The sequence below is a fragment of the Streptomyces colwelliae genome, assembly GCF_048158785.1.
Lineage (GTDB): Bacteria > Actinomycetota > Actinomycetes > Streptomycetales > Streptomycetaceae > Streptomyces.
On record NZ_JBLTJC010000369.1, the window covers coordinates 1 to 10,041 of the forward strand.

General features: G+C 70.1%; 9 protein-coding genes. 2 read left to right on the plus strand and 7 right to left on the minus strand.

Annotated features, from left to right (window positions below):
* Window positions 1–835: RNA polymerase sigma factor (locus tag ACNFOC_RS44060; RefSeq protein WP_416964631.1), on the minus strand; the 835-nt coding region annotated here is incomplete at its 3' end.
* A 19-nt stretch (window positions 836–854) separates the two neighbouring features.
* A complete protein-coding gene (locus ACNFOC_RS44065; protein ID WP_416964632.1) occupies window positions 855–2,144 on the minus strand; it encodes an alginate lyase family protein in 1,290 nt (429 codons plus the stop codon).
* Between the two features lie 276 nt (window positions 2,145–2,420).
* On the opposite strand from ACNFOC_RS44065, the gene ACNFOC_RS44070 reads away from it, so the two are divergent.
* Window positions 2,421–3,578, plus strand: a complete 1,158-nt coding sequence (locus ACNFOC_RS44070; RefSeq protein ID WP_416964633.1) for a serine hydrolase domain-containing protein — start codon at window positions 2,421–2,423, stop codon at window positions 3,576–3,578.
* Here the strand turns inward: ACNFOC_RS44070 and ACNFOC_RS44075 are convergent.
* Together ACNFOC_RS44075 and ACNFOC_RS44080 are read right to left on the minus strand one after the other, a co-directional pair.
* The gene (locus ACNFOC_RS44075; protein WP_416964634.1) at window positions 3,571–4,098 is read right to left on the minus strand and encodes a hypothetical protein; all 528 of its coding nucleotides are present in this window, start codon (window positions 4,096–4,098) and stop codon (window positions 3,571–3,573) included. The two genes, ACNFOC_RS44070 and ACNFOC_RS44075, sit on opposite strands and share 8 nt — an antisense overlap.
* 64 nt (window positions 4,099–4,162) lie before the next feature.
* A complete protein-coding gene (locus ACNFOC_RS44080) occupies window positions 4,163–4,807 on the minus strand; it encodes a nitroreductase family protein (RefSeq protein WP_416964635.1) in 645 nt (214 codons plus the stop codon).
* 73 nt (window positions 4,808–4,880) lie between these two features.
* On the opposite strand from ACNFOC_RS44080, the gene ACNFOC_RS44085 reads away from it, so the two are divergent.
* On the plus strand, window positions 4,881–5,555 hold the full coding sequence (locus tag ACNFOC_RS44085; RefSeq protein WP_416964636.1) for an IclR family transcriptional regulator: 675 nt from the start codon (window positions 4,881–4,883) through the stop codon (window positions 5,553–5,555).
* Between the two features lie 50 nt (window positions 5,556–5,605).
* Here the strand turns inward: ACNFOC_RS44085 and ACNFOC_RS44090 are convergent, their stop codons facing one another.
* Genes ACNFOC_RS44090 through ACNFOC_RS44100 form a run of 3 tightly spaced genes read right to left on the minus strand, consistent with a single transcriptional unit; the run spans window position 5,606 to window position 9,935 of the window.
* Window positions 5,606–7,267 carry a carboxylesterase/lipase family protein gene (locus ACNFOC_RS44090; protein WP_416964637.1) on the minus strand — a complete coding sequence of 554 codons (1,662 nt, stop codon included), beginning with the start codon at window positions 7,265–7,267 and terminating at the stop codon, window positions 5,606–5,608.
* A gap of 14 nt (window positions 7,268–7,281) precedes the next feature.
* Entirely contained in the window at window positions 7,282–8,625 is a 1,344-nt protein-coding gene (locus tag ACNFOC_RS44095) for an alpha/beta hydrolase-fold protein (RefSeq protein ID WP_416964638.1), read from the minus strand.
* Window positions 8,622–9,935 (minus strand): carboxylesterase family protein, encoded by a 1,314-nt coding sequence (locus ACNFOC_RS44100; protein WP_416964639.1) that lies wholly within the window; start codon window positions 9,933–9,935, stop codon window positions 8,622–8,624. Before ACNFOC_RS44100 ends, ACNFOC_RS44095 begins: the two co-directional genes overlap by 4 nt.
* Between the last annotated feature and the right edge of the window lie 106 nt (window positions 9,936–10,041).

Consider the following 10,041-nt stretch of genomic DNA (forward strand, 5'->3'; position numbering starts at 1 on the left):
CCCCGAAGGCCGCCCCCGCCACGCCCGCCGCCGCGGCCGTCTTCGCCCCGAAGGCCAGCGACAGCGTGAAGCCGATCGGCAGCGGGACGAGGGCGATGCCGACGAGGAGGCGTTCCGCCGGTACGACGGACTCGCGGGGGTCGCCGCAGTAGGCGCAGCCCCGCAGGTGACGGGCGATGCGTTTGCGCCAGACCGAGTCGCGGCGGCCGTCCCGACGGGCGGTGGCGTCACGGAGGTCGGGGCACGCGCCGTCGAGGGCGCGGACGATGGACCGGGCGGTCTCCAGGCGTTCCTTCATGCGCTGGACGCGGACCGCCGCGTGCTGGCGGCTGATGCCGACCGCCGACGCCAGTTCGCGGCGGGTGAGTTCGCCCGCGACCTCCAGCCACCACAGGGAGAGGAGTTGGCGGTCCTCGTCGTCGAGCCAGCGCACCGCCTCCGCGACCTCACGCCGCTGCCCTTCCAACTGGAGGCGCAGGACCGTGAGTTCGGCGAAGTCGGCGGCGTCCCCCGGTAGCCCGTCCGGCAGTTGGTCGGGGGATTTGCGGCGGCGCGCCCGGTCCCGTATCTGGCGCATGGCGATCGCCACCAGCCAGGACCGGAAGCTGTCGGGGTCGCGGAGTGAGCCCAGGTGGTCGACGGCGCGGAGCATCGTCTCCTGGACCACGTCGTCCACGTCGGCATGGCCGTTGAGGGCGCGGCCGACCACGTTGTAGACCAACGGCAGCCAGCCCGCGACCAGTTCGTCCAGCGCCCGCCGGTCACCGGCCTGCGCCGCCGCGATGGTGGAGTGCCACTGCCGCCCGTCCACGTCGCCCCTCGCCCTCCCCGGCATCACCCGATACCGCCCGATGTCACTTGCTGTACAGCAGCGTCCCGAAGCCGAGCTGGTCGAAACCGCCGCTGTTCGGGCCGTAGTCGCCGCCACCGCCCTCCGCACGCACCTTCTCAGCCATAAGGGTGATGAACGGGGTGGAGAGGCGCCGCCGACGGGCGTAGTGGTTGTACAGAATCTCCCAAACCGGGCGAACGGCGCCGCGGGCTATGTCGGAGATCACAGGCTGTTCCATGTACTTGCCCGCGCCCTGGCCGCTGCGCCAGGCGTACGTCGTGAAGGGCACGGCCCCGCCGAGGTTGTACTTGGCGACGTACTCGGCGGCCATCATGAACCGGTTGTCGAGGTAGCCGTAGAGGTCGACGTCCTGGTTCCAGGCCATCTCGCAGATCGCGCCCAGCAGGCCCATGCCCATCATGGTGTGACCCTGGTCGCGTCCGCTCTCCTGCCACTGGGCGAGGTCCTGGCCGGCGTAGACGAAGGGGATGGCGTTCTTGAACGAGCCGTTGCCCGCACCGGACTTCATGTAGGTGACCCCGCGCTCGAAGGTGGCGCGGTCGTCGCAGAGGATGCCGGTCGCCATGAGGGAGGCGACGTTGCACAGGTCCCAGTTCGCCCAGTAGTTGGAGATGTTGGCGGTGTTGTGGTTGGTGAGGAAGTCGATGTTCATCGGCTTGAACACCGTGAGCATCATCTTCTTGAAGCGGTCGAACTCGAAGTCCGGGTGGTCGCGGACGAGTTCGGCGGCGTTCGCGAACTGGTAGCCGTAGATGCCGGAGGCCAGGAAGCGGTCGGAGTTGCCGCTGACCGTGGTGAGGGTGGCCGACCAGGCGTTGAGGATGGCGACGGCCGTGTCGCCGTTGGCCTTGGTGCCGCCGATCTGCCAGCGCAGGGCGTTCTGGTAGGCGGCGTGGATGTCGTTGTACAGGGTGACGTAGTTCTGGCCGGTGCCGCCGCGTACGACGACGGCCTGCGGGCGGGGCTGCCACGTGCTCGCGGAGTGCCGGTTGGCGGTGAGCCGTGTCCAGCCCGACAGCCAGGGGTCCTTGCGGGCGGCGACGCGGACCTTGGCGCGGTGCAGGTCGCCCGCGTTGTGCAGCATGCCCGGGTGGACGAGGGCCTCCGGCCTGGCGGTGGGGGTGCCGATGGCGGTGGCGGTACCGGTCTGCGCGGCGTTGGCCCCACCTCCCGAGAACGCGGCGATTCCGCCGCCGACGACTCCCGCCGCCGCGACTCCGCCGCCGAGGGTGAAGAGACCCCGGCGGGTGAGGCGGTGCTTGTTGGTGGACTTGCGTGCGCTGGTGGCCATGTGGGTGGCTCCGGTGCGTGAGGAGACTGGGGACGCAGAGGGAGACGGAGTGAAGGCTTCCGCGATAACAGTTTTTCCGGCGTCGACTTCAACTAAGGGTTCGCCGTGCCGAGTTGAATCGATCCCGTAGGGGCCAACCCCGGCAAACCCCTTGTGCGGTACGGAAGTTGCTCGGGGTAACACCAGGGACGGGCACCCTCCTCGCCGACGATCCGCCTACGGCCGTGTCGGACGAGGCTGATCACCGACAGCCGCCGGAGATCCCAGGAGCAGCCGATGCGCCCCCGCCGTCGCACCACCGTCCTCACCGCCTCCCTCGTACTCGCCCTCGCGGCGGGGCCGTTGGCAGCCCCCGCCTGGGCCGCGTCCCCGTCCCCCTCGGCCACCGCGCGGGAGACGACCGGACCGGACGCCGACGCACTGCGCGCGGCACTCGCCGGGCTCCCGGACTCCGACGCGACGGCGGCTCTCGTACGGGTGGGAGGCACCGACGGGACCTGGCGCGGCAGCGCGGGCGTGCACGATCTGGAGAGCGGTGCCGCCGCCGACCCCGACGCGCGCTTCCGGGCCGGTTCGACGACGAAGGTCGTGACGGCGGCGACCGTGCTGCGGCTCGCGGCGCAGAGGAAGGTCGACCTGGACACACCGGTCCAGCACTACCTGCCCGGACTGCTCACGAAGGCCTTCGAGCCCATCTCCGTACGGCAGTTGCTGAACCACACGAGCGGCATCCAGGCCGGAGACGGTTTCGGGGACGCCTTCGAGGACCAGTACGCGCACCGCTTCGACACCCTCACACCCCGGCAGGTCGTGGCGTCGGCGGTGGCAAAGGGGCCGGAGTTCCGGCCGGGTGAGCGGCAGGACTACCTCAACATCAACTACACGATCCTCGGCCTGCTGATCGAGAAGGTGACGGGCCACTCGTACGCCGCGGAGGCCACCCGGCTGGTCCTGCACCCGGCTGGCATGCGCGACACGTACTTCCCCGGCACCGACCCGCACATCCGCGGCCCGCACAACCACGGCTACCAGATGGTCCAACAGCCCGACGGCACAACGAAGTTCGTCGACGTCACGGACTGGAACCAGGCGGACCGGTGGGCGGCCGGCGACATGATCTCGACGACCGCCGATCTGGAGCGGCTGATCACGGCACTGTTCCGGGGCCGGATCGTGCCGCGCCCGCAACTGAAGGAGATGTTCACGGTCCCGGCCGGCATCAAGGGCGCCAGTTACAGCGCGGGGCTCCAGCGATTCGAGTACGGCGGCAAGGTGTACTGGCTCAAGTCCGGTGCCCGGTACGGCTACAGCGCGGTCGTCCTCGCCACCCGCGACCTGTCCCGCACCCTCGTCTACTCGGTCAACTCGACGGACGCGAAGGGCGAGTCGATGAACGCGGTCGCGGAACGGATCGCGCTGGCGGCGCTCAAGTAGCCAGGGCGGGGGCGGGAGTTGCCGCGAGTGTCACGGCCTCCAGGCGCTTGATCCTCTTCCGTACGACGTACAGCGGGACGATCCCGATGACGCCGAAGGACATGTCGATCACCGTCCACCAGAAGGGAATTCCGCGGATCGGCCCGCAGATCAGGGCGAGCGGGATGATCCCGGCGCAGGCGATCATCCCGAACTCGACGACCCAGATGTTGCGGACCGGGTCGCGGTAGGGGCCGTAGAAGGCGACCGCGATGACGAGGTGGGCGAAGGCCAGCCAGTCCGTGCCGTAGAGGAGGAAGGGGTAGTCGGTGTCGGCGGTGTCGAGTCCCTGTCGTACCTGCACGATCCAGTCCATCAGGGTGGGCAGGTAGTGCGGTACGGACAGGGACCTCAACACGTCCTCGGTCCAGCGGAGTTCGTGGACCAGCGGGAAGGCGGTGGCGCCGCTGAGCACCAGACAGACGACGAACAGGACCAGCCAGGCGCGGATGCCCTTCAGGAGGGCGGCTCTGTCGTTCATGGCGGCAGCTTACGCCGAGAATTGAACACGTTCAAAACAGTTGCGGAAAGCCGTCTCCGCCGCGTCACCACGCGTCCCAGTGCAGTACCTCCTCGCGCGGGACACGGCGGGCCGGGCGGAAATCCGTGCCGAGGGTGTATGCGACGGGGATGAACGCCGCCTGCATCACGTCGTCGTAGGGGATGCCGAGGACGCGGGCCGCGTCCTTCTCGTGGACGAGGTTGCCCGTGGTCCAGCAGCTGCCGAGGCCCCGGGCGCGGGCGGCGAGCATGAAGCTCCAGACGGCCGGGAGGATGGATCCCCAGGTGCCCGCCTGCCGGAGTACGGGTGCGTCGTCGGTGCGGCCCTCCACGCACGGGACGACGATCGCCGGGACCTCGTGGATGTGTTCGTAGAGGTGGGCGGCGCCGGAGTACACCCGCTCCATGTGCGCGACGCCGGCCCGGCGGACGTCGCGCTCCGGGACGGGGTCGGAGACACCCGGCGTGCTCACCCCGGCGCGCCACACCTCGGCGAGGGCGGCCCGCCGCTCCGGGTCGGTGACGATGACGAAGTGCCAGCGCTGGCGGTTGCGTCCGGTCGGCGCCTGGACCGCCAAGTCGACGCATTCCTCAAGGAGTTGACGGGGTACGGGTCGGGTGAGATCGAGACGGTGACGGACGGCCCGGGTGGTGGACAGAAGCTCGTCGGAAGAGAGGTCGAGAGTCATGCGTTGACCTTCGCGGGCCGTGCCGGGCGGCGACAACGTCCGGCTTTCACTGGATGAAAACGTGGGGTGCGCAGTGGCCGGGAGCGTGGCGGGGCGGGTCTTCTCGGTGCTGGACGCCTTCGTCGGCGCCCCGGACACCCTGCGGCTGACGGACATCGCACGGCGGACGGGGCTGCCGGTGCCCACCGCGCTGCGGATGGTGCGGGAGCTGGTGGCTTGGGGCGGGCTGGAGCGGGCGGGCGACGGCTCCTATCGCCTGGGCACCCGGATCCGGGCGCTCGGTGCGGCGGCACCCTGCCCTCGTGGGCTGCTGGACGCGGCGCTGCCCGCGCTCCGTACCCTGTCCGCGCGGACGGGAGGGCACGCGGACGTCGCCGTTCCGGCGGAGGGTACGGCGTTGTGCCTGGTCAGCGGTGAGCGGCTCCCGCTGTACGCGACGGCCGCGGGCAAGGTGCTGCTGGCCCACGGACACGGCCCGCCGGCCACCGTCGAACGCCACACCCCGCACACGCTCACCGCGCCGGGCATCCTCGGCGCCCAGCTGGCCCGTGTCCGCGCGACGGGACTCGCCGCCGCGCACGAGGAGTACCGGCTGGGCGAACTGTCCCTGGCGGCACCGGTGTTGAGGGGCGGCGTCACGGTGGCGGCCGTCTCGGTCACGGCGGCCATGAGTACGCCGTACGACCGGCTGGGCGCCGCCGTGCGGGAGACGGCCGCCGCTGTCGGCCGCGCGCTGGACAAGCCGTAGCGGCGAAACCTCTCCCGTTCCTCTCCCGCTCCTCTCCCGCTCCTCTGCTCCTACCAGGCGTCCTGCGTCAGGAAGAACCTCCTCCAGAAGTCGGTCTTCGTCCTGCTCGCGACCGGGATCGGGCCGAAGTGGTCGCCGGTCTCCATGACGGTGGGCGACTTCGGGTCGTAGGCGGGCCAGGCCGGGAGACCGGGGCCGTTGGGGTTGCCGGTGGCGGCGTAGTTCGCCCAGTAGGACGACATGGTCTCGCCGATCGCGCGGTCCTCGTCGGTCCAGTACGGGGTCGGGTTGTCGAAGACGTAGGCGATCTCGGAGCCGTGGTAGGCGCCCCGGATGTCGTGGTCGGGGCCGGGCGGGCGGTGGGTCCAGAAGTACGTGTAGACCGGCTGGCGGGTGTGCCGGGTCCACTTCGTGCCCCACAGGTACGCGGACACACGGGAGTTGTCGCGGATCGCGTCGTTGCTGGCGAGAGCCGCCTCGTCGTCGGTCGTCGCGGGGTACAGCGTCAGGAACTCGTCGGCCATCGTCCCGAACTTCTGCCGGGCCGCGCTCACATAGTCCGCGAGCGTGACATGGACCGGTGGCGCGCCCGGCCTGTTCGGGTAGCCGGCCTCGCGCCAGTAGTCGAAGGCGGTCTCCGGTACGGCGCCGCTCTCGTCCAGGTTGTTGCCAGCCAGGAAGAAGACGTCGTGCTGCGCGCCGGTGGCGTACGTCGTGCTGTAGTCGGCCGGGATCACCCAGCCGTCCACGACGGGCCGGAACAGCGGCGGTTTCGCGATGCTCCCGGTGTCAACTGCCGTGTCCGAGAGGCTCGCTGCGTCCGTCAGGTCCTGCCAGGGCAGGGCGCGCAGCGCTTTCAGCGAGTCGGCGCCCTTGCCCTTCGCGTACGCCGTGCCCGTGCTCTCCGCGCTGTCCTTCGTGCGATACGACACTCCCAGGTACCGGAGTTCGGGGTCGCCCGGGTCGCGCACCTGGCTCTCGGCGAGGGACCGCTGGAACAGGCCCTTGGCGAGCGGGGACATCGACAGGAAGCCGACCGAACCCGCGCCCGCGGACTGTCCGGCGATCGTCACGTTGCCGGGGTCGCCGCCGAACGCGGCGATGTTCTGCCGGATCCACTTCAGGGCCGCGATCTGGTCGAGCAGCCCGTAGTTGCCGGACGCGTCGTGTCCGGACTCCTTGGTCAACTGCGGTGTGGAGAGGAAACCGAGCGCGCCGAGGCGGTAGTTGAGGGTGACCACGACTACGTCCTTGCGGGCCAGGTTCTCGCCGTCGTACAGCGGGTCGGCGCTCGAACCTCCGGAGAAGCCGCCGCCGTAGATCCAGACGAAGACCGGGCGTCGCTCGCGGCTGCCGGACGCGCCGGTCCAGACGTTGAGGTTGAGGCAGTCCTCGCTCATCACGAGGGTTGTGTTCGCCTGGGGGCAGGAGTCGCCGAACGTGGTGGCGTCGCGAACTCCCTTCCAGGAGGCCGGTTTTGCGGGCGCCCGCCAGCGCCGGGCGCCGGTGGGCGGGGCGGCGTACGGGATGCCCTTGAAGGCGGTGACGGACGGGTCGACGGTTCCGGGGGCGCCTCGCACCTGGCCGGACGCGGTGCGCACAGGGTCGCTGATCGCGGCCGTGGCGGGACTGCCCAGCACCAGTGCGGTCGCCGTCAGGAACAGGGCGGTGAGGAGAATCGACGCGGTTCTACGGGGCTTGCGTAACGGCATGAGGTACCTCCGGCTCAGCCCGCTGCCTGCGGGAAGAAGGCCGTGCGGGTGAGGAAGTCCTTGAGGTCGAGGCGCCACGCGAACCAGTTGTGGCCGCCGTTGACGAATCCGGGGGTCACGGGGACGGCCGCCCGGTTCAGCAGGGCGATCTCGCTCGCGTGGTAGTAGTGGCTCGGGTCCTGCCAACCGCCGCCGACGAAGATGTCCACCTGCCGTAGCGCTGCGGTCTGTTGGGCGGTGAGTGCGGTCGGGAGGGTGTAGTTGCCGCGCAGGCCGGGGCTCATCGCGCCGTACGAGCCGAAGGCGGAAGTGTGCTCGAAGAGCAGCGAGTTGGTGAGCGAGGCGCCGTAGCCGAGGCCTGCTGCGGCACGGCGGGTGGGGTCCGTGGAGACGTGGTAGTGCGAACCGACGTACGGGACAAGGGTGTTGAGCAGGTTGGCGTCGAACGACGCGTAGTTCGTCGAGTCCGGGTAGCCCGCCGTGTTGGGCATCACCACGACCATCGGCTGGATCTGGCCGGTGGAGATCAGGTGGTCGAGGATGTTGCCCGCGTCCCCCTGGGTGCTCCAGTCCATCTCGGTGCCGTCGCCGCTGAAGAGGTAGAGCGTCGGGTACGGCTGCGCGCGGTGCGGGTCGTAGCCGGGCGGGGTGTAGACGGAGAGGTAGTTCTCGCCGGGCGGGGTGAGTGAGGTCGGGGACCGGTAGGTGACGTGGGTCAGCGTGCCGTGGGTTCGACTCGGGCCCTGCCAGGCGTAGTTGACCGAATCGAAGGCCGGGTCGGCGGGGACGTACACCTGGCTGGTGGCCTCCACCGTGCCGGTCGCCTTGCCGTTGTGCTCGTTCCAGGGCGGGTTGGCCGGATCGGAGTGGGCGGTGCAGCCGGTCTGGGTCGCGTCCGCGCAGTCGACGTAGAACGAGTACGTGAAGACGCCGGACGGGAGGGGGGTGGTGTACGTCCACACTCCCCCGGCGCCCCTTTTCATGTCTACCACGGGCCAGTTGGCGGCCGGGGAGTTCGGGTACGCGATCGGGATGTCACCGGGCCGCCAGTGCGCGGGCGTTGTCCCCGGTGTCTCGACGGTGCCGCCCTCGGGGCTGGAGAGGGCGGACAGTTCGTAAGGGTTGGCGAAGTACCACTCGCCCTTGATCTGGACGCGGGTGGCCTGCGGGTCCCGGTAGCGGAAGGTGACCTGGTAGCCGGTGGGGCCGGTGCCGGTGTGGGTCACCTGGGGCGAGAAGGTGCGCGTGGTGGAGCCGTGGGCGGCGGCCGTGCTGCCGCCCACGGTCAGGAGAAGTGCCGCCAGGAGGGCGAGGAGGTGGCGAACCCGCCTCGCCCCAGGCTGAATTGCTCCCCTCACGCCGACCCCAGGCTCTGCCAGAAGTCCAGGTCGTGTTCCTGTGCGAAGTCACGGGTGGACTGGGAGCAGGCCGCCGGGGGCTTGTTGCTCGACGGTGCGGTGTCGCAGGCCTTCAGGGACATCAACTCCCCTGTCTTCGTGCTGTACTTCGGCCAGTTCGGGGTGCCGGAGCCGTTCGGGTCGCCGGTCGTGGTGAAGTGGTCCCAGAAGGTGATCATCTGCCGGGACAGCTCCAGTTGGTCGTCGTCGTAGGGCAACGTCTGGCCCAGGTAGTCCCAGATGTAGCCCAGGTCGTCGACGTGGATGGCTCCGCCGAAGGGGAAGTCCCTTGCCGTGGCGCTCTGTTGCTGGAGGCGGTAGATCGAGGTGAAGTGCGGGGTGTCGCTCTCGGCGAACTCGTAGGCGTACGTCGGCACCCACTTCGACAGCCGTGCCATCAGCTGTTGGCGGTCGTAGGAGGTGGAGCCGTTCTGGACGGCGGTCCAGGCCTGGCCCGGGGTGGGGTAGGCGGTGAGCGGGTACTCGGCGAGGACCTTGTCGGCGTTCGTGCCGTACGTCGACTTCACCGCCTGGGTGTACTGGTCGGCGGTCATCGGCGTGCCGAGGTAGTCGTAGGTCTGGAAGGTGAACAGGCCGCGTTCGCTGTTGGTCTGGCCCAGCATGACCGGGACCTTGGTGAAGTTCCCGGTCTGTACGGCCGTCCCCGGGTCCACCGGGAACGCGGTGCCGCCGAGGGACGGGCGGATCGGGGCCTTCACCTGGGCGGCGACGATCGCCGAGGCGGGCTTGGCGCGCAGGCAGGCGAGGACGTCGGGGGCGGTGGCGCAGCCGATCTCCTTGACGAAGGCCTGGCTCTGCGTCTCACCGGCGGCCGCCGTCTGGAGGGCGCAGCTGCCGCTCATGATGACCGCCCGCGCGAACAGGCCCTTGGCGGTGGGCGAGGCGAGCTGGTCGCAGACCGAACTGCCGCCCGCGGACTGGCCCGCGATGGTGACGTTCTTGGCGTCGCCGCCGAAGTGCCCGATGTTGGACCGCACCCAGCGCAGCGCCGACTGCTGGTCCAACAGGCCGTAGTTCCCGGCACCGTTGGCGTTCTCGGCGCGCAGCTCGGGGAGGTTCAGATAACCGAGCGGGCCCAGGCGGTAGTTGACGGTGACGACGATCGCGCCCGTCTGCTGGACGAACTTGCGCGGGTTGGTGTCCTGTCCGGCGCCGCCGAAGAAGCCGCCGCCGTGGATCCACACGACGACCGGGGCGTGAGCCCTGTTCCCTTGCGGGGCATAGACGTTGGACGAGGTCGCCCACGTCATCGCCTACCTCACCGGTGAGCAGGTCCGACCGATCACCGGCACCGTCCTGGCCGTCGACGCCGGATGCGTCTCCGCACTCGGACCTTTCGCGAGGGAGAGCACCATG

What these genes read in the sequence shown, in the direction of transcription:
- ACNFOC_RS44065 (WP_416964632.1), bottom strand. Translation starts at nt 2,144, where the DNA reads ATGGCCACCAGCGCACGCAAGTCCACCAACAAGCACCGCCTCACCCGC.
- ACNFOC_RS44070 (WP_416964633.1), top strand. Translation starts at nt 2,421, where the DNA reads ATGCGCCCCCGCCGTCGCACCACCGTCCTCACCGCCTCCCTCGTACTC.
- ACNFOC_RS44075 (WP_416964634.1), bottom strand. Translation starts at nt 4,098, where the DNA reads ATGAACGACAGAGCCGCCCTCCTGAAGGGCATCCGCGCCTGGCTGGTC.
- ACNFOC_RS44080 (WP_416964635.1), bottom strand. Translation starts at nt 4,807, where the DNA reads ATGACTCTCGACCTCTCTTCCGACGAGCTTCTGTCCACCACCCGGGCC.
- ACNFOC_RS44090 (WP_416964637.1), bottom strand. Translation starts at nt 7,267, where the DNA reads ATGCCGTTACGCAAGCCCCGTAGAACCGCGTCGATTCTCCTCACCGCC.
- ACNFOC_RS44100 (WP_416964639.1), bottom strand. Translation starts at nt 9,935, where the DNA reads ATGACGTGGGCGACCTCGTCCAACGTCTATGCCCCGCAAGGGAACAGG.